The sequence below is a fragment of the Spiroplasma endosymbiont of Colias croceus genome, from assembly GCF_964020095.1.
GTDB lineage: Bacteria > Bacillota_I > Bacilli_A > Mycoplasmatales > VBWQ01 > Spiroplasma_E.
This window is the reverse complement of record NZ_OZ026536.1, coordinates 454,392-473,733: the sequence shown is the minus strand read 5'-3', so window position 1 is coordinate 473,733 and position 19,342 is coordinate 454,392. Positions and strand designations below refer to the sequence as shown.

General features: G+C 22.4%; 24 protein-coding genes. 11 read left to right on the top strand and 13 right to left on the bottom strand.

The genetic code is table 4. From position 1 onward, the window contains the following. Position 1: 1 nt before the first annotated feature. From AACL24_RS02955 to AACL24_RS15480, 7 genes are all read right to left on the bottom strand, one after another. Positions 2 to 193, bottom strand: coding sequence for a hypothetical protein (locus tag AACL24_RS02955; RefSeq protein WP_339048547.1), 192 nt, complete (start codon positions 191 to 193; stop codon positions 2 to 4). A gap of 208 nt (positions 194 to 401) precedes the next feature. Next, the gene (locus tag AACL24_RS02950; protein ID WP_339048545.1) at positions 402 to 653 is read right to left on the bottom strand and encodes a hypothetical protein; all 252 of its coding nucleotides are present in this window, start codon (positions 651 to 653) and stop codon (positions 402 to 404) included. A 401-nt stretch (positions 654 to 1,054) separates the two neighbouring features. Next, positions 1,055 to 1,405: a transposase family protein gene (locus tag AACL24_RS02945; protein ID WP_339049372.1), complete on the bottom strand. Its 351-nt coding sequence runs from the start codon at positions 1,403 to 1,405 to the stop codon at positions 1,055 to 1,057. Positions 1,406 to 1,621: 216 nt separating this feature from the next. Next, positions 1,622 to 2,029, bottom strand: a complete 408-nt coding sequence (locus AACL24_RS02940) for a transposase family protein (RefSeq protein WP_339048543.1) — start codon at positions 2,027 to 2,029, stop codon at positions 1,622 to 1,624. A gap of 23 nt (positions 2,030 to 2,052) precedes the next feature. Then, positions 2,053 to 2,475 carry a transposase family protein gene (locus AACL24_RS02935; protein ID WP_339045912.1) on the bottom strand — a complete coding sequence of 141 codons (423 nt, stop codon included), beginning with the start codon at positions 2,473 to 2,475 and terminating at the stop codon, positions 2,053 to 2,055. A gap of 129 nt (positions 2,476 to 2,604) precedes the next feature. Further along, positions 2,605 to 2,877: a transposase family protein gene (locus AACL24_RS15485; RefSeq protein ID WP_339048287.1), complete on the bottom strand. Its 273-nt coding sequence runs from the start codon at positions 2,875 to 2,877 to the stop codon at positions 2,605 to 2,607. A gap of 46 nt (positions 2,878 to 2,923) precedes the next feature. Then, positions 2,924 to 3,046 carry a hypothetical protein gene (locus AACL24_RS15480; protein ID WP_422398061.1) on the bottom strand — a complete coding sequence of 41 codons (123 nt, stop codon included), beginning with the start codon at positions 3,044 to 3,046 and terminating at the stop codon, positions 2,924 to 2,926. 89 nt (positions 3,047 to 3,135) lie between these two features. On the opposite strand from AACL24_RS15480, the gene AACL24_RS02925 reads away from it, so the two are divergent. Further along, positions 3,136 to 4,095: an IS3 family transposase gene (locus AACL24_RS02925; RefSeq protein WP_339048540.1), complete on the top strand. Its 960-nt coding sequence runs from the start codon at positions 3,136 to 3,138 to the stop codon at positions 4,093 to 4,095. 125 nt (positions 4,096 to 4,220) lie between these two features. Continuing rightward, entirely contained in the window at positions 4,221 to 4,721 is a 501-nt protein-coding gene (locus tag AACL24_RS02920; RefSeq protein WP_339048538.1) for a hypothetical protein, read from the top strand. A 52-nt stretch (positions 4,722 to 4,773) separates the two neighbouring features. Here AACL24_RS02920 and AACL24_RS02915 read toward each other — a convergent pair whose 3' ends face one another. Genes AACL24_RS02915 through AACL24_RS02905 form a run of 3 tightly spaced genes read right to left on the bottom strand, consistent with a single transcriptional unit; the run spans position 4,774 to position 8,201 of the window. Further along, entirely contained in the window at positions 4,774 to 6,135 is a 1,362-nt protein-coding gene (locus AACL24_RS02915; RefSeq protein ID WP_339048536.1) for a Sapep family Mn(2+)-dependent dipeptidase, read from the bottom strand. 26 nt (positions 6,136 to 6,161) lie between these two features. Further along, positions 6,162 to 7,172, bottom strand: coding sequence for a hypothetical protein (locus tag AACL24_RS02910; protein ID WP_252319271.1), 1,011 nt, complete (start codon positions 7,170 to 7,172; stop codon positions 6,162 to 6,164). Between the two features lie 48 nt (positions 7,173 to 7,220). Continuing rightward, on the bottom strand, positions 7,221 to 8,201 hold the full coding sequence (locus AACL24_RS02905) for a hypothetical protein (protein ID WP_339048533.1): 981 nt from the start codon (positions 8,199 to 8,201) through the stop codon (positions 7,221 to 7,223). 16 nt (positions 8,202 to 8,217) lie between these two features. Between AACL24_RS02905 and AACL24_RS02900 the strand changes: the two genes are divergently transcribed. Further along, entirely contained in the window at positions 8,218 to 8,610 is a 393-nt protein-coding gene (locus AACL24_RS02900) for a hypothetical protein (protein WP_339048531.1), read from the top strand. A gap of 1,270 nt (positions 8,611 to 9,880) precedes the next feature. Here AACL24_RS02900 and AACL24_RS02895 read toward each other — a convergent pair. Together AACL24_RS02895 and AACL24_RS02890 are read right to left on the bottom strand one after the other, a co-directional pair. After that, positions 9,881 to 10,288 (bottom strand): transposase family protein, encoded by a 408-nt coding sequence (locus tag AACL24_RS02895; protein ID WP_339045908.1) that lies wholly within the window; start codon positions 10,286 to 10,288, stop codon positions 9,881 to 9,883. Between the two features lie 23 nt (positions 10,289 to 10,311). Continuing rightward, positions 10,312 to 10,734: a transposase family protein gene (locus AACL24_RS02890; protein ID WP_339045912.1), complete on the bottom strand. Its 423-nt coding sequence runs from the start codon at positions 10,732 to 10,734 to the stop codon at positions 10,312 to 10,314. A gap of 96 nt (positions 10,735 to 10,830) precedes the next feature. Between AACL24_RS02890 and AACL24_RS02885 the strand changes: the two genes are divergently transcribed. The 3 genes from AACL24_RS02885 (at position 10,831) to AACL24_RS02875 (ending at position 12,259) form a co-directional block, all read left to right on the top strand. Then, a complete protein-coding gene (locus AACL24_RS02885) occupies positions 10,831 to 11,247 on the top strand; it encodes an IS3 family transposase (RefSeq protein WP_339048529.1) in 417 nt (138 codons plus the stop codon). Between the two features lie 158 nt (positions 11,248 to 11,405). Beyond that, a complete protein-coding gene (locus AACL24_RS02880; RefSeq protein WP_339045912.1) occupies positions 11,406 to 11,828 on the top strand; it encodes a transposase family protein in 423 nt (140 codons plus the stop codon). A 23-nt stretch (positions 11,829 to 11,851) separates the two neighbouring features. Further along, positions 11,852 to 12,259, top strand: coding sequence for a transposase family protein (locus AACL24_RS02875; protein ID WP_339045908.1), 408 nt, complete (start codon positions 11,852 to 11,854; stop codon positions 12,257 to 12,259). A 289-nt stretch (positions 12,260 to 12,548) separates the two neighbouring features. On the opposite strand, the gene AACL24_RS02870 is transcribed toward AACL24_RS02875, so the two are convergent. Continuing rightward, positions 12,549 to 13,378, bottom strand: a protein-coding gene (locus AACL24_RS02870) for an IS5 family transposase (protein WP_339045885.1) whose coding sequence is annotated in 2 segments (ribosomal slippage) — positions 12,549 to 12,982 and positions 12,982 to 13,378 — 831 coding nt in all. Because the reading frame shifts where the segments join, the coding sequence is not laid out codon by codon here. 55 nt (positions 13,379 to 13,433) lie between these two features. Between AACL24_RS02870 and AACL24_RS02865 the strand changes: the two genes are divergently transcribed. The 5 genes from AACL24_RS02865 (at position 13,434) to AACL24_RS02845 (ending at position 19,281) form a co-directional block, all read left to right on the top strand. Beyond that, positions 13,434 to 14,024 carry an IS3 family transposase gene (locus AACL24_RS02865; protein ID WP_339049371.1) on the top strand — a complete coding sequence of 197 codons (591 nt, stop codon included), beginning with the start codon at positions 13,434 to 13,436 and terminating at the stop codon, positions 14,022 to 14,024. 149 nt (positions 14,025 to 14,173) lie between these two features. Beyond that, on the top strand, positions 14,174 to 14,707 hold the full coding sequence (locus tag AACL24_RS02860; RefSeq protein ID WP_174481534.1) for a helix-turn-helix domain-containing protein: 534 nt from the start codon (positions 14,174 to 14,176) through the stop codon (positions 14,705 to 14,707). Positions 14,708 to 14,727: 20 nt separating this feature from the next. After that, the gene (gene potA, locus AACL24_RS02855) at positions 14,728 to 15,780 is read left to right on the top strand and encodes a spermidine/putrescine ABC transporter ATP-binding protein (RefSeq protein ID WP_339048526.1); all 1,053 of its coding nucleotides are present in this window, start codon (positions 14,728 to 14,730) and stop codon (positions 15,778 to 15,780) included. Between the two features lie 10 nt (positions 15,781 to 15,790). Next, positions 15,791 to 16,885 (top strand): spermidine/putrescine ABC transporter permease, encoded by a 1,095-nt coding sequence (potB, locus tag AACL24_RS02850; protein ID WP_339048524.1) that lies wholly within the window; start codon positions 15,791 to 15,793, stop codon positions 16,883 to 16,885. A 71-nt stretch (positions 16,886 to 16,956) separates the two neighbouring features. Beyond that, on the top strand, positions 16,957 to 19,281 hold the full coding sequence (locus tag AACL24_RS02845; RefSeq protein WP_339048522.1) for an extracellular solute-binding protein: 2,325 nt from the start codon (positions 16,957 to 16,959) through the stop codon (positions 19,279 to 19,281). Positions 19,282 to 19,342: the final 61 nt, after the last annotated feature.

Genomic DNA, 19,342 nt, shown 5'->3' with positions numbered 1-19,342 from the left:
ATTATTTACCAAATAAACATTTTAAAATTCACCATGAACCATAAAATATAATAAATCCAATAAAAAACTGAGTTCCATAAACTACTAAATTTCATAAAATAGTAGTAAAATCATCAACTGGACTACCTATAAACATAGTTCAATAATCAACTATACATTGATTTATTTTATTGTAAATATCTCAAATATTCATATTAACACCTACCCAAACAATGACCTAAAAATAAATTTAATACTACGATAAATAAAATTAAAAAATACACCCAATACCAACCAAAAAGTCAAATTAAACAAAATATAAACTTCATCAGTAATATTAGTTTGATTTAAAAATATACCAATATCATTACTAGAAAATATAAAAATTAAATGCAATATACTATTCACAAAGTCACTCATAATTAATTACCTACAAACTTCCCTTTTTTATTTTCAATACCTTTTGCCTTATTTCTTAAACGCTTTCTTTCATGTTGTTTAGCAATTTTCTTTCCAACAAATTTTGAACTACCTTTAATATTTCTATAACTTTGCTTTACTGTCCCCGATGTAGAAACTGGCTGAATATCAATATTTAAAAAAACCGACATAGCAAACTTTATTAAAAGAATAAAAACAACAAAAGTTCCCAAATTAAAACCTAAATCTGCCATTGGCAAATTTCAAAATTTCATAAAAATTTGTGCAAATAATTCTAAAATTTTTGAAATAAAGGCGACCCCCATAATAAACTACTCCTATATAATTTTTAATAATTTTAAAATTAATGAAAAAGTAAAAAGTACTAAAATAATTGCTAACAACGGTGCTGGCATTGAAACTATATGTTGTAAACTATCACCAAAAATAAAACTTTTAATAACCAAAGATAAATTAGACTTCTTGCAAAACTATGATATTAATCACATTTTTTAAGTTTAAAAATTTATTTTAATAACACTTTTAATATTTTTTAAAAATTATTGTTCAAAATATGTTTTATTTTTTGTCATTAAAATACAACAAAAATTATTATTTCAAATAAAAAAATAAAATATTAAATTATCAAATATATTTAAATTAATAATTGTAAATTATAAATTGAAGCTATTAAATTAAATCTTAATGCAAATTTTTTTCTTCTATTTCGATATTTTTCACTAATAATTTTAAATTTTTTAAGAATCGCAAAAACATGTTCAATAACAACTCTCATTTTTGAAATAGCCTTATTATTTTTCTTTTCTTCTTTAGTTAAAGGGTTTTTCTTTGATTTTCGTTTAGGTAATAAGACATTTTTATGTATGTTTTGTATACCTTGATATCCTAAATCTACTAAAATAGTTGTTTCTGATAAAAATTTCGTTTTTGAATTTTTTAAAATTTTAAAATCATGATTTTTACCATAAGAAAAATAAGAACTTATAATTTTTTTACTATGGACATATTCCGTAATTAAATTTAATTAATTGTCAATAAAATTGTTTTAAAACTATTTAGTGTTATTGAATATAGAAATAAATATTTTTTGAAAAAATAGTTTAAAAAATGAGTTTACATTTTAAACAAAAAATTGTTAATAATATTTTTATATTAACTCGATAAAAATTTAAATTTTAAAAAAATATTTTTAATATTTTTTTTATTTTAATGGTTTTATTTTATTAAAAATTTCACAAAGTAAGTTAAATCTTAAGTACATAAGTCTAAATTTAGATTTTCTACATTTATTTACTAAAATTTTGAATCTTTTCAATCAAGCAAAGACATGTTCAACTTTAATTCTAATTTTAGATACAATCTTATTGTATTTTCTTTCTTGTTTAGTTAATTTTTTATTTTTAGTTCTTTTAATTGGTATTATTGTATTTTTATAAATATTTTGTATACCTTGATATCCTAAATCACCAATAATTATTTTTTTTTCTGAAAATTCAAGATTTGAATTTTTTAATATTTGAAAATCATGCACTTTACCATTATCAGCAAAAATATCAACAATTTTTTTATTAAAAAAATCATATACAATTTGAAATTTTATAGAATACATTCAACTTTTACCAGAAAAATATTCTAACTGTAGTTTTTTTTAGTTGGTCTTTCAATTTCAATCTCAGTTGAATCAATTAAATAAAATTGAAATTCATTTGAATTTTCTTGTTTTTTATCAATTTTTAATTTATATCTTTCTTTTAAAAATTGGTAATCTTTGTGGTTACTAAGTTTATTTTCTACTCAAGTAATATTTCGAAAACAACTTGATGGGCTCATTTTAGATTTAATACTCATTTGAAAAAAAGTATAATATTCTTTTCAGTATAATAAAGTCATCATTAATCTTTCTTCTACTGAAAGTTTATTTTTTCGACCTTTATTTTTTTCTAATTTTTCTATTTCAATTAATTTTTCTAACATTTCATTAAAATGAAAACGTTTTATACCAAAATATCTATAAAATTCTTCATTTTTTAATTTTTTTAAATTTTCAAAAATCATTTTTATCAACACTTTTCTAAATTTATTGTTAATAACAAAATTATAAAATAAATTTTAAAATTATTAATTGACTTTTAAAAAATTTAATTACGGAATATGTCTTATCTTTTTCAATTATGACTTGAGTTTTTATTGTATGTTTTTTCTTTTTTCCTGAATAATATTGTTTTTGACTTTTTTTGGGCGTTGAATAGTACTTTCAGTCACATCAATGATAACTGTTTTATCTTTAAAATTATTATTTAACAGTGATTTTTGCCCATCAAGTTGTTGAAAATCAGGATGTTTTATTAAAGTATTTTCTATTCACTTGATATTCCTATAGCAACTACTTTCACTAATTCCATAACTTTTAGCAATATGAAAATAAGTTCGATACTCTCTTCAATATTCTAAAGTCATTAATAAACGATTTTCTAATGATAATTTATTAGGTGTACCACCATTTTTAAACTTTTTTTACTTCTTCTGTCTTTAAAATTTTTAGAATTTTATTAAAAATAATATCATTTATACCAGTTAATCTTAATAATTCTGGATTGTTAATAGTTTTTAATTTATCAAACATCATAGATTACCTATCTTTTTTATTTTTAATTTTATTTTAAAAATTAAATTTTTAATAGATAGGTTTTGCAAGAAGTCTAATATATTGAGGTAATGAACGATATAAAAAAGTATTTAGAAAAATCGACAAAAAAGAAGAAATATTTTCTGATTTTCTCCTTGAAGAAAAAATATCAGATTAGTTATTTATGTTGATTTTTAAAGGTTTCAAAATCAGGATATTACAAATGAATTAAAAACGGAATGAATGAATTTAATAAATGAGATAAATTTTTAGCTAATATAATTAAAAATATTTTTTATGAATTTAACGAAATTTATGGTTATAAAATGATAACTTTATTAATTAACAAAATTTATAATTTAAAATTAAAATTTCATGTTGTATATAGATATATGAGAAATATGGGTTTAAAAGCTAAGGTTCGCATAAAGAAATTTGATTATAAAACTAAATCAGGAAGTTTAAGATATGATAATTTATTAAATCGTGATTTTTCAACTACTGATTTAAATCAAAAATTAGGTACTGATATAACTTATTTATTGACTAATGGTAAAACATATTATTTATCAATTGTTAAAGATTTTCATAATAATGAAATATTAGATTATAAAATAAGCGCAAGTTTAGATATGACATTTGTTGTCCAAAACATTATTCAAGCTTGAGTTAATGCTCAAAAACCTACTTCATGAATTTTACAATCAGACCAAGGATTTCATTATACAAATCCTTCTTATAAAACCTTATGTGACGAATTAAAAATAAAAATTTCGATGTCTAGAAGAGGTAATTCTTGTGATAATGGTGCTACTGAATCTTGATTTGGAACAATGAAAACAGAATTTCTATATCAAATTCTAAGAAAAAACAGAACTATTGAATGAATAAAAGAAAATTTACCCAAATATATTTACTTTTATAATAACGATAGACCTCAAACAAAATTAAAAGGAATGAGTCCAATCGAATATCGATTAGCTCATTCTAAATCAACAAATAATTACTTCATATCTACAAATTTAACACTTACAAACACTATTTTATAAAATTTAATAAAAGGTTACTTTAATTGTCCACTTTTCTTGACAAATTCACAATTATACGAGCAGAAGTTTTATGTTATACTTCTATCTTAATAGATAAGGGTATAGAATATTTAACAAAAACACATATGTGGTTTGCTTTCAAAAGATATTTTAACTGTTTAAATAATAATAATGAAAATGATGAGTTAGAATCATTACTTTTTCAACAATCAAAATGTATGAGTCTTTTAAAAAGTGGTGGTTATTTAACAGCAATGGTAATAGCAACTATAATAGATAATGCAATTAAAACTGCAGCTGTTATGTATACTGCTGATAGATTACCAGAATTTGAATCTACATTTTTTCAAGTTCCAATGTTTGCTATTATGTTTGGTTTAATTATCAATGATACTATTGGTAATAAAGTATTAAATAAATATGCTAAAAAACAATGACAGAAATTTTTTACGTCTACTCCAAATAATGAATTAGAGGAAATAGTAACTAATAGTAATTATATGAGTATTAATAGTAGTGATGAACGACAATTAAGTAATAACTTTAATGATGAATTGGTAAGTGTTATTAATAGTATTAATGGTCCTGCTTTTGTTGGTTGTCCTAGAACTCCTTCAATTGCATAAAATTTATTTGAATGAAAATATAAAAAGTTAGAATAAACTATTCTAACTTTTTTTATAATTTATCAATTTCTAAACTTCCCAGTGTACTAATAGCACGTACATAAATTAACATTGATTTTCATAATTCGTCAACTTTAATACATTCATTATATTGATGTTCAGTTGAGTTAGTATGATCAAATATCGCACCAAATGCTACACAATTTGGCATTGCTCTAGCATAAGTTCCACCACCAATTGCAATTGGTTTTGCTTTTTTATCACCAGTAACTTCTTGATAAATTTCCATTAATTTAATAACAATTGTTGATTCTTGTGGCATATATAATGGTTTATCATAATGTTGTTGTTTTATTGTTAAATTATAAGGTTTTAATATTTTTATTAATCTATTTAAAATTTCTTGTAAATCAGTTTTAACTGGAATACGGATATTACATCCTAATTTTGAACTTTTGCTATTAATTTCAACAATGCCAACATTAATAGTAAAACTTCCAGATTCATCATCTAAATCACCAAAATATTTTGTTAAAGCAGTATCTTCTTGTAAAATATCACCAACAAATTTAATTAGATTATGTTCAACTTTAAGTTCATTTAAAATTAATAAACTTCTTAATCCTGCATTAATTCCTTCATCTGGTCGTGACCCATGTGCTGGTTTACCATGAATGGTAATTTGTTGATTATTATTTTCAATTCGATATTTCTTATTTTTCCCAATTTTAACAAATGATTCAATATCAACACCATTAATATTACTAGTAGAACAAGTGACATTGTAAGCATCACCTGCATTAATAACAATGGATTTATGACCTGTACCAATAATATCTAAGTTAATAATTCCTTTTTCAGCATATACTAGCGGAAACATACCATCAGGAGTAAAACCAAAAGTTGGAGTACCTTCTTGCTTCATATATGTGTTAATTGAATCTCATGTTGTTTCTTCAGTTAAACCAAAGATAACTCTAATTCGACGATTTGGTTGATAGCCATGATCTTTTAAATATTTTAAACAGTATAGAATAATAATTGTTGGACCTTTATCATCTAATACACCTCGTCCATATAAAATATCATTAATAATTTCTGGCGAAAAAGGTGGAATTTTTCATTCTTCTAAATTACCTGGTGGTACAACATCAAGATGACCTAACATGGCAAATATTTCTTTACCATCACCATATTCTAAATATCCATACTTATTTTTTTTATCACGATAAGTTTTAAAACCTAATTCTTGTCCTAAATTAATAGCATAATCTAATACTTCCTTAACACCAGGCCCATAAGGTGCTGCTGTTGTGGGTGGTTGAGCATATGATTGAATTTTAACAATTTCTTTTATTTTTGTTAATGCTTGCGGAAAATATTTTTCTTTTAGCAATTTTTCATTGAATTCCATATTTATTCACTCCTTGATATATAAATTTAAATAGTAGTATTAGTTATAATATCAACTATTAAATCATTTAACAATAATCAGGAACTATTTGTGCAAGATAAATGATTATTTTTTATTTTTATTTGTTTATTTTTGATTAATTTACTAATCAGTGGCTGCTCTAGAATATTATCATTTTTGTTAAATTTTATTCCCTTTTTTAGTAATAAACCTTGTATTAATTTTTGGATTAAAATTTCATTTGTTGATAAAATACTATTTTTTTGATTGTTATTATTAATGTTATTGCTATTAGTAATTATTATTGCTTTATCTTCTGTTTTAATATATGAAACAGCATTTGGACCAATTCCATAATAGTTTTCTAATAAACAATATGCAATAATATATTTTGATTGATTATTAGTATTTTTACTATAACTATAGTATTCATAGTTATCATATTTGTGCTTTTTTAAGAAATTATTAATGTATCTTTTAATAGTAAGATTTTGTTTGTGATTATAACTATCATAGCTAATATGAGGTGTTTTTAATTGCATACATATTTGTAAATCATTATTAACATCAATTACTGTTTGATGAGGAAGATTATATTTTAAATCAATTGAGAAATTATTAATTTTTAAGTTAATAGCATCATTAATAATTTTTATACTTTGTTGACAATTAAATTTGTTATTTAATTGATTTTGAAAACTAATTATTTTTCAAATTAAACGATTAATTTGAAATTTGGAAAATAATTGTAGAGTTGTGAAATTGGTATTATTAATAGTACATTCAAAGTTGTATTCTTTGATAGTGGTTGTTAATGGTTTAAGTATTATTAATAGTTGTTCTAAAAAATTAATTGGTAAAACTGACTTATTTTTGTTAGCAAGATAAATTGTTTTTAACTTTAATTGGTATTTATTTATTATTTTTGTTAATTCTTTTTTAATGCTTTCTATAAAATAAGAATAGTTAGTATTTACTTCATGTTTAAAATTAGGTATTTCTATATATAAATGTTCAATGGTAGTTTGTGTATTCATAAATAAATGATACTATATTTATTTTAAAATAAATCTTTTTTATTATATTTATGTTCGTGCTTTTCAATGTTGTTCTTTTGCAATATTTTTATTTCCTTTTGAAGAAATTTTAGTTTTTCAAGAAGGGTAATTTTCACCTTTACTTTTTGCATTAACAATATTCATTGGATCTAGATTATATAATTCAGTTGTTCCTTGTTGACTAGTAGGACGATGTAGAACAATAGTTCAAGAGTAAGTTTCTAAGTTATCTGCTGCGCTATAATCAGTGGTAAATGAATCACGAAACATTCAAGCACCACCATAATCTTTACGATATAATTTATCACTAACACCATCAATTATTTCCGCTTTTTCTCAAACAGCTTCAATTTGTTCTAATGTTCAATGGTGAGTAGTAACTTTTTGCACTTCAATTGTTTCTTTTTTTGTGTTTGTGTTTGTTTTATCTATTATTGGTTGTGTTTCTTCAACAGTTATTGTTGTTGCTTGTTCATTAAAATTAGATATTTCAGATTCAGAATAACTACTGTCTTTAACATCAAAACCACCTTGATTTTTTGGTTGGTAATTAGTTTCGCTATTAATATTACTTTCTGTTGTTGGTGATTTTGAATATATTGTTGTATCTTCTACACTTGTTTTTTCAACTGTTGGTTCTGAATATATTGTTGCATTTTCGATATTATCATTTATTTCTTCTTCATTTGTAATAGATTCGGATTTAAGATTAGTAAGAATACCTGGTGTTGGTGAAACAGTTTCGGCATGATAAGCACCTTGCGTTGGTGTTTGTGATAGTTCATGATTAGTATAATGGACAGTTGCTGTTGAAGGGTTAGTGATTATTTTTTCTTGTGTTAGATCTTGCTTAAGAACAGTATTGTTAGTTTCTTGGTTTGCTACTTGTTGTTCTTCATTATTTTGAGGTACTGGTATTGGTACGACGTTAGGAAGCGTTATCGTATCATCAACTTCTTGTTTTGCTATTACTGTTTCTTGTTTTGCTTTTGGTTTAGCAATAGGCATTAATAGTGTATTTGATTTGTATTTAGAGGTAATATTAATAATTAATCAGAGACTGTGGATTAATAAAAGTATTGCAAATAGTTCAGCCAACATTCATGGTAAAAAAGCTATTAGAAAGTTACCAGTTGTATTTATTATTTCGCCGTCTTTTTTATTAGCTAAGAAAGTAAAAGTTTTAAATCTAAAAATAAAAAATACAATAAGAAAGATAACAAATATTGCTGAAAAAATAAAACTTATTAAACAAAAAAGTGCTGATACACTATTTTTAGTTTTTAAAAAAATAAAAGGTACGACTACTAATGCTAAAGATAAACCAGAGACTATGAAAACAATAATACTTATTATATTGAAACTAATTTGTAAATTAGAATTAGGTTGTTGTCGATTATTGAATCATTTAATATAGTTATCAATTGCATCTCGACCAATAGTTGCTCATAAAGCCCAACCTATCATTAAACTCGTAGTAATTAGAAGGCCATTAATAAGAATTGTTAATTTGCTATATAGACCAATACGATAAATTTTTGGTTCTTTCACTGAACTAGAATTTATTTCCTCTATCATAAAAATACCCCAATCTATTTTTAATATACTTACTCTTTTTATAATTATATCAAATTAAAAATTAAGATAGTGTCGTGTAATTAATTGGACTGGAAAAATGAATAATATTAATATATTATTCTATTAATATTGGTTTTTTAAATAAAATGAAAGTCTTTTTATTAAGATGATAATATTTAATTAAATTTTATAGTGTTAATAAAATTAGTAATAAGCATATTTATTGATAGACTAAAAAAATAAACTATAATTTTTATTAAATTAAAGTTTTAGAGAAAAAAAAGATAAAAAGATATGTTAAATAAAACAGTAAAATAAATAAAAATAATAATTTTCGAATAACTATGTTATTTAAATAATGAATTTATTAATAGTTAAAATATTAGGTATTAATGGAGAACTTGGTCATATAATAAAATTAAATAAGATTATTAATTTGAATGGAGAAAATTTATGAATAAAGAAAAAAGTCAAACAAAGATTAGTCATTTAGATAGATTAAAGTTAAAAACATCACCTAATAAAAAAGCGGCTGCGTTAAAAATGAACATCTAGAATAAAGTAGACACAGAATTGTAACCTTTGTGTTAAAAATACTTTAAGGAAGGTGTTAATTTTTTTTATGGCTAAATGACTATCAAAATAAGAAAAGTTAAAAATAATAAAAATAAGTAAAATTAAAACGATTGATAAAACTGCATTAGAATATGGTATTGGCCGATCATCAATAAAAGAATGAATTAAAGCATACAAATTATTAGGTGAAGAAGGTTTAGAATATGGCAATGGAATTCGTGCTAAAAAAACCAAAAGAACAGGTCGAACCAAATCTTTAAATTTTAATGAAATGACAAAACAAGAATTAATTCAATATATTGAGGTAATGAACGATATAAAAAAGTATTTAGGACATATTCCGTAATTAAATTTAATTAATTGTCAATAAAATTGTTTTAAAACTATTTAGTGTTATTGAATATAGAAATAAATATTTTTTGAAAAAATAGTTTAAAAAATGAGTTTACATTTTAAACAAAAAATTGTTAATAATATTTTTATATTAACTCGATAAAAATTTAAATTTTAAAAAAATATTTTTAATATTTTTTTTATTTTAATGGTTTTATTTTATTAAAAATTTCACAAAGTAAGTTAAATCTTAAGTACATAAGTCTAAATTTAGATTTTCTACATTTATTTACTAAAATTTTGAATCTTTTCAATCAAGCAAAGACATGTTCAACTTTAATTCTAATTTTAGATACAATCTTATTGTATTTTCTTTCTTGTTTAGTTAATTTTTTATTTTTAGTTCTTTTAATTGGTATTATTGTATTTTTATAAATATTTTGTATACCTTGATATCCTAAATCACCAATAATTATTGTTTTTTCTGAAAATTCAAGATTTGAATTTTTTAATATTTGAAAATCATGCACTTTACCATTATCAGCAAAAATATCAACAATTTTTTTATTAAAAAAATCATATACAATTTGAAATTTTATAGAATACATTCAACTTTTACCAGAAAAATATTCTAACTGTAGTTTTTTTTAGTTGGTCTTTCAATTTCAATCTCAGTTGAATCAATTAAATAAAATTGAAATTCATTTGAATTTTCTTGTTTTTTATCAATTTTTAATTTATATCTTTCTTTTAAAAATTGGTAATCTTTGTGGTTACTAAGTTTATTTTCTACTCAAGTAATATTTCGAAAACAACTTGATGGGCTCATTTTAGATTTAATACTCATTTGAAAAAAAGTATAATATTCTTTTCAGTATAATAAAGTCATCATTAATCTTTCTTCTACTGAAAGTTTATTTTTTCGACCTTTATTTTTTTCTAATTTTTCTATTTCAATTAATTTTTCTAACATTTCATTAAAATGAAAACGTTTTATACCAAAATATCTATAAAATTCTTCATTTTTTAATTTTTTTAAATTTTCAAAAATCATTTTTATCAACACTTTTCTAAATTTATTGTTAATAACAAAATTATAAAATAAATTTTAAAATTATTAATTGACTTTTAAAAAATTTAATTACGGAATATGTCTTTAGAAAAATCGACAAAAAAGAAGAAATATTTTCTGATTTTCTCCTTGAAGAAAAAATATCAGATTAGTTATTTATGTTGATTTTTAAAGGTTTCAAAATCAGGATATTACAAATGAATTAAAAACGGAATGAATGAATTTAATAAATGAGATAAATTTTTAGCTAATATAATTAAAAATATTTTTTATGAATTTAAAGAAATTTATGGTTATAAAATGATAACTTTATTAATTAACAAAATTTATAATTTAAAATTAAAATTTCATGTTGTATATAGATATATGAGAAATATGGGTTTAAAAGCTAAGGTTCGCATAAAGAAATTTGATTATAAAACTAAATCAGGAAGTTTAAGATATGATAATTTATTAGACTTCTTGCAAAACTATGATATTAATCACATTTTTTAAGTTTAAAAATTTATTTTAATAACACTTTTAATATTTTTTAAAAATTATTGTTCAAAAGACATATTCCGTAATTAAATTTTTTAAAAGTCAATTAATAATTTTAAAATTTATTTTATAATTTTGTTATTAACAATAAATTTAGAAAAGTGTTGATAAAAATGATTTTTGAAAATTTAAAAAAATTAAAAAATGAAGAATTTTATAGATATTTTGGTATAAAACGTTTTCATTTTAATGAAATGTTAGAAAAATTAATTGAAATAGAAAAATTAGAAAAAAATAAAGGTCGAAAAAATAAACTTTCAGTAGAAGAAAGATTAATGATGACTTTATTATACTGAAAAGAATATTATACTTTTTTTCAAATGAGTATTAAATCTAAAATGAGCCCATCAAGTTGTTTTCGAAATATTACTTGAGTAGAAAATAAACTTAGTAACCACAAAGATTACCAATTTTTAAAAGAAAGATATAAATTAAAAATTGATAAAAAACAAGAAAATTCAAATGAATTTCAATTTTATTTAATTGATTCAACTGAGATTGAAATTGAAAGACCAACTAAAAAAAACTACAGTTAGAATATTTTTCTGGTAAAAGTTGAATGTATTCTATAAAATTTCAAATTGTATATGATTTTTTTAATAAAAAAATTGTTGATATTTTTGCTGATAATGGTAAAGTGCATGATTTTCAAATATTAAAAAATTCAAATCTTGAATTTTCAGAAAAAACAATAATTATTGGTGATTTAGGATATCAAGGTATACAAAATATTTATAAAAATACAATAATACCAATTAAAAGAACTAAAAATAAAAAATTAACTAAACAAGAAAGAAAATACAATAAGATTGTATCTAAAATTAGAATTAAAGTTGAACATGTCTTTGCTTGATTGAAAAGATTCAAAATTTTAGTAAATAAATGTAGAAAATCTAAATTTAGACTTATGTACTTAAGATTTAACTTACTTTGTGAAATTTTTAATAAAATAAAACCATTAAAATAAAAAAAATATTAAAAATATTTTTTTAAAATTTAAATTTTTATCAAGTTAATATAAAAATATTATTAACAATTTTTTGTTTAAAATGTAAACTCATTTTTTAAACTATTTTTTCAAAAAATATTTATTTCTATATTCAATAACACTAAATAGTTTTAACACAATTTTATTGACAATTAATTAAATTTAATTACGGAATATGTCCAAAATATGTTTTATTTTTTGTCATTAAAATACAACAAAAATTATTATTTCAAATAAAAAAAATAAAATATTAAATTATCAAATATATTTAAATTAATAATTGTAAATTATAAATTGAAGCTATTAAATTAAATCTTAATGCAAATTTTTTTCTTCTATTTCGATATTTTTCACTAATAATTTTAAATTTTTTAAGAATCGCAAAAACATGTTCAATAACAACTCTCATTTTTGAAATAGCCTTATTATTTTTCTTTTCTTCTTTAGTTAAAGGGTTTTTCTTTGATTTTCGTTTAGGTAATAAGACATTTTTATGTATGTTTTGTATACCTTGATATCCTAAATCTACTAAAATAGTTGTTTCTGATAAAAATTTCGTTTTTGAATTTTTTAAAATTTTAAAATCATGATTTTTACCATAAGAAAAATAAGAACTTATAATTTTTTTACTATCTTTTTCAATTATGACTTGAGTTTTTATTGTATGTTTTTTCTTTTTTCCTGAATAATATTGTTTTTGACTTTTTTTGGGCGTTGAATAGTACTTTCAGTCACATCAATGATAACTGTTTTATCTTTAAAATTATTATTTAACAGTGATTTTTGCCCATCAAGTTGTTGAAAATCAGGATGTTTTATTAAAGTATTTTCTATTCACTTGATATTCCTATAGCAACTACTTTCACTAATTCCATAACTTTTAGCAATATGAAAATAAGTTCGATACTCTCTTCAATATTCTAAAGTCATTAATAAACGATTTTCTAATGATAATTTATTAGGTGTACCACCATTTTTAAACTTTTTTACTTCTTCTGTCTTTAAAATTTCTAGAATTTTATTAAAAATAATATCATTTATACCAGTTAATCTTAATAATTCTGGATTGTTAATAGTTTTTAATTTATCAAACATCATAGATTACCTATCTTTTTTATTTTTAATTTTATTTTAAAAATTAAATTTTTAATAGATAGGTTTTGCAAGAAGTCTATTAAATCGTGATTTTTCAACTACTGATTTAAATCAAAAATTAGGTACTGATATAACTTATTTATTGACTAATGGTAAAACATATTATTTATCAATTGTTAAAGATTTTCATAATAATGAAATATTAGATTATAAAATAAGCGCAAGTTTAGATATGACATTTGTTGTCCAAAACATTATTCAAGCTTGAGTTAATGCTCAAAAACCTACTTCATGAATTTTACAATCAGACCAAGGATTTCATTATACAAATCCTTCTTATAAAACCTTATGTGACGAATTAAAAATAAAAATTTCGATGTCTAGAAGAGGTAATTCTTGTGATAATGGTGCTACTGAATCTTGATTTGGAACAATGAAAACAGAATTTCTATATCAAATTCTAAGAAAAAACAGAACTATTGAATGAATAAAAGAAAATTTACCCAAATATATTTACTTTTATAATAACGATAGACCTCAAACAAAATTAAAAGGAATGAGTCCAATCGAATATCGATTAGCTCATTCCAAATCAACAAATAATTACTTCATATCTACAAATTTAACACTTACAAACACTATTTTATAAAATTTAATAAAACGTTACTTTAATTGTCCACTTTTCTTGACAAATTCATAAAATAAATAATTGTTTTTTTAAAAAAATATTATATAATTTTATTTGTATTATTTAACTTAAAGTTTAGTATAAATAAACAAAAGGAGAAAATAATCAATATGAAAATTGGAAGAAAGTTAAAAACTTTAAGATTGAAACACAATTTAACTATGGAAGAGTTAGGGAAACGTTGTGATTTATCAAAGGGATTTATTAGTCAGTTAGAGCATGATGTTTCTTCACCTAGTATTGAAACACTAAAAAGTATTTTAGATATTTTTGATTGTCCATTATCAACCTTTTTTGCTGGTGAAGTTAAAGAAAAAATAGTTTTTAAATCACAAGATGTTACTGTTAGTGACGAAGAAGATTATCAAATAAAATGAATTATTCCTAATGCTCAAAAATTAACATTAGAACCAGTAATTTTAACTTTAAAACCATTTGGTAATTCAAATAAAATTCCGCCATTTCAAGGTCAGATCTTTGGATATGTATTAAGTGGCACAGTATTTGTTCATTATGGTGCAACTAGAGTAAAAGCAGTAGCTAATGAAGCATTTTATATTAAAGGTAATGAAAAACATTATTTAGAAAATCCCAATAATTCAATTGCAACTATTTTATGAGTTTCAAATCCACCAATTTTTTAAACCATTTAAAGGAGGAAATTATGAGTTTAAATATTTTAGAATTACGTAATATTACCAAAGAATATGATGGTAAAGTTGTTTTAAAAGGAATTAGTTTAAATATTCATGAAGGTGAATTTCTTACCATTCTTGGTCCTAGTGGTTGTGGTAAAACAACATTATTAAGGATTATTGCTGGTTTTGAACAACCAAACAATGGTCAATTATTGTTTAAAGGTAAGGATTTAACTAAAATTCCAATTCATAAAAGAGAAATAAATACTATTTTTCAAAATTATGCTTTATTTCCACATTTAAATGTTTTTGATAATATTGCTTATGGTTTAAAGTTAAGAAAAATTGATCGTGAAAAAATCAAAAAAGAAGTTAAAAAAGCTTTAGATTTGGTTAAATTAAATGGTATGGAAGATAAAGATGTTAATGATTTATCTGGTGGTCAAAAACAAAGAGTAGCAGTAGCTAGAGCATTAGTTCTTAATCCTAAAATTTTATTATTAGATGAACCTTTTGCTGCTTTGGATTTGAAATTACGTCAACAAATGCAAGTAGAATTAAAAAAAATTCAAGAAGAAATTAATATTACTTTTATCTTTATTACTCATGATCAAGAAGAAGCATTTATTATGTCAGATCGGGTAGTTGTTTTAAATCAAGGTCAAATTCAACAAATTGGGACACCACAAGATATTTACAATGAGCCTGAAAATAAATGAACATCACAGTTTGTTGGTAGCTCGAATGTTATTGAAAATGGTGTATTTGTTAATGATTATTGTGTTCGTTTTGACGGTAAAAAATTTGCATGCTCTGATACTGGTTTTGGTGAACAAGAACGTAATATTGATATTGTTATTCGACCAGAAGATATTGATTTAGTTAATGCAGGTAGTGGTTTTTTTGATGGAACTATTAAAACTATTGCTTTTAAAGGATTATTATGAGAAATTGAAATTATTACTAATAAACGCAAATGGATAGTTCATACTACTGATAATTTTGAAGTAGGTAACCGTGTTGGTTTAAAATGAAATGTTGAAGATATTCATGTTATGTGAAAGGAAATTGAAGAGTAAAATGAAAAATTTGTTTAAACGTAATATTAAAACACAAATTTTAAAATCACAAGATATGTTAGTTAATAATTCAAATCCAGAAAAAAGCATTGATAATCAAAATAAAAAAAAGTATAGATTTAAAAAATGGTTTAAACTTAAAAAAAATAATTTTTTTTTACAAGAAGTAGCAAAAAATAAATCGAAAATGAAACGAGTAAAAAAGAAAAAAGCATTGTTATGTTGAAAAAAAACAAATCAAAAAATAAGTTTTATTAAAAATAAAATCAAAGATAAATCAGTAAATTTTGGTTTTAAATCATGAGTTACGCTTGCTTATCCATATTTATTGGTGATGGTAATTTTAATTGTATTGCCATTATTAATTGTAATTTTATATTCAATTATTAAAGCAACTAATAATGCTTGAATATTTCGTTTTACATTTAGTAATTTTAATGATTTTTTTAAAGAAAATAGTTATGTTATGGTTTTATTACGTTCAATTGGTTATTCATTTGTTGCCACTTTAATTGCTGTTATTTTTGGTTATCCCATTGCTTATATTATGGCTTTTATGTCAACAAAAATTGCTTCAAAAAATATTTGAGTTTTAGTTACTTTACCAATTTGAATTAACATTTTATTACGTACAATTGGATTACAAATTATTTTTAGTATTTTAGGTCCTAATGTTTTATTAGGAACTCCAATTGGTATTATTTTAGCAATGGTTTATATGTTTATGCCTTTCGTTATTTTACCAATTTATAATTCTTTAGAAAAAACAGATCGCAATTTATTAGAAGCAAGTCAAGATTTAGGAGCTTCTAAGATGAAAACATTTTGAAAAGTTACCTTTCGTTTTTCAGTGCCTGGTATTGTTTCTGGTTTTACTTTAATGATGTTAAGTGCTATGACTTCACTAGTAGTAGTTAAATATATTTGTGAAGGAAAAACTATTTTAATTGCAAATATTATTGAATCATATTTTTATCGTGGTGCTAATTTTGCTTATGGTGCTGCTATTTCTGTTATTTTAGGTATTATTGTTTTAATTATTATTTTTACTTTAAAAGCGATTGGTAGTTGAGCTACTGGTAAAAAAATAGGAGGTATTAATTAATTAGATCTTTTTTTAAAAATAGTTATTTAGCTATTATCTTTTTATTATTTTATACTCCAATTTTAGTTTTAATGATATTCTCTTTTAATAGTGGCGATTCAGTTCGTAGTTGAAATTCTTGATCATTGCAACCTTATTACGATTTATTTCAACAAAGTGAACTTTGAGAATCGGTTAGTGTAACATTAATTGTTGCTTTTATTTCTACTTTTGTTGCTGTTATTATTGGTACGTTTGCTGCTTTGGGTTTAAGTAAAACAAAAAAAATAACACGTAATATTACTTTAGGGATTACTAATATTCCTTTAGTTAATGCTGATATTGTTACTGCTGTTTCTTTAATGTTATTATTTATGGCATTTGGTTTTAGTTTTGGTCTTGGAACATTAATTTTCGCTCATATTTCTTTTAATATTTCTTATGTTATTATTACTGTTTTACCAAAAATTAGATCAATAAATATGTCACAATTAGAAGCAAGTCAAGATTTAGGTGCGACCCCTTGATATACGTTACGCAAAATTGTATTACCAACAATTAAACCAGCAATTATTGCTGGAGCAGCTATTGCGTTTGCTATGAGTTTTGATGATTTTTTAATTTCTTATTTTACTGGCGGTAATACTTCTAACGTTTCAACTTTTATTTATTCTTTAAAACGAATTAAGCCTTATATTAATGCTTTTTCAACAATAATTATTTTATTAATTGCAGTACTTATTATTTCTTGAAATACTTATGTTCTTTGCAAAAAACAAATTAAACAACGTAATGAAAAAATTGATAAAGGTATTTATCATGATAAAAAAATTATTAAAACTGAGAAGTTGTTAACTAAATATTATTTACAATTAAATGGTTTTAACTATAAAAAGGTTAAGAGTAAAGGTAGAAAACGTAAATCATTATATAGTGATGGTAATTTTGAAATTGTAACTGAGCAAGATATTATTAAAATTCAGGATTATATTAAAAATCACCCGAAACTTATTAATCAAATTTCTAAACTTGAAGCAAAACTTGAGATGGAATCAATTTGAATTGAACATATAAAGAATAAGATTAAAAAAAAGAAAGAGTTAAAAGAAGAACGCTCAAAATCAAGAAGAGAGAAATATCGTTTTTTACTATGACCGTGAAAATTAATTATGATTAGTATCATCTTATTATCAAGTTTTATTAGTTTGGGTGCTTTCTACATTTATACTAATGTTTATGATTTATCAATTGCTAATTGAGGCGAGTATATGAATCCCAATATTTTAAAAGAATTTGAAAATAAATATCAAGTTAAAATAAAATATTCAACTTTTGATGATAATGAATCATTGTATTCTAAATTGTATACTACTAGTTATGATGTAATGGTTCCTAGTGATTATATGGTGGCTAAATTAGCAAGTGAAGATAGACTTTTTCCAATTGCATCAAAAAATTCTGCAGGTGATATTGAGTATGATAGTAGAATTGATTTTAATCCCAAAGAAGATATTAATCATGATTTATATGAATTAATGAATAATTATCGAGTTGAAAATAGTGATGGAATTTTAAATGAATTTGGTTTAAATAGTTATAGTATTCCTTATTTTTGAGGTGATGTTGTATTAGTAATTAATACTACTAATACAAATAATCTTAGTGATCTTGGTATTAAAGCTGATGGTTCAAATGTTCAATGAAGTGTTTTAACAGATGCTGCAAAATTAGGTAAACGTATCGTTTTAAATGATGATATGCATAACTTATTTATGACTGCGCTTACTGATTTACACTATAAAAATAAATGAGGAGAAAATAACGGTTCAGGTCAATATAATCAAGTAGGAAATGAATTTAGTGATAATATTAATGCTCATAGTCCAATTGAAATTAAAGATGCAAGCGACTGGTTAGAACCAGTTATCAAAAATACAAAATTATTAAATGATGATATTGTTGATGAAATTAGTAATGAAAATAAGTGGGATGTAGCAATGATGTATAATGGTGATTTATTATCTGGAATTGCTGATGATCCTGATTCTTATAATGGTAAGTACCTTATTGTTAGACCATATATGGGGACTAATGTTTGAAATGATGATATGGTAATTAGTAAAGATTCTCCTCATAAAGATTTAGCTTTTAAATTTATTAATTATATAATGCAAAAACAAACACAAGTTGATTTAAGTAGTGAATTTGGTTATACCTCACCTTTACAAGCAGCCATGGATGAAGTTAGTACTAATTTTTCAGCAGAAATTTGAAAGCATGTGTATATTCCAAAAAATGGCCAATTACCTGATCCATTAGATCCAAGTAAGCATCATGAAGGATATTTTAACGGTTTATATACTCGTAGTTTTGACCCACAAATGCAAACCGCTTATAATAGATTATTAGCACGTTAATAAAATAAATTGTAATATTAAGTTTAAAAAAATATAAAAAAATATTGTAACTTATAGTATA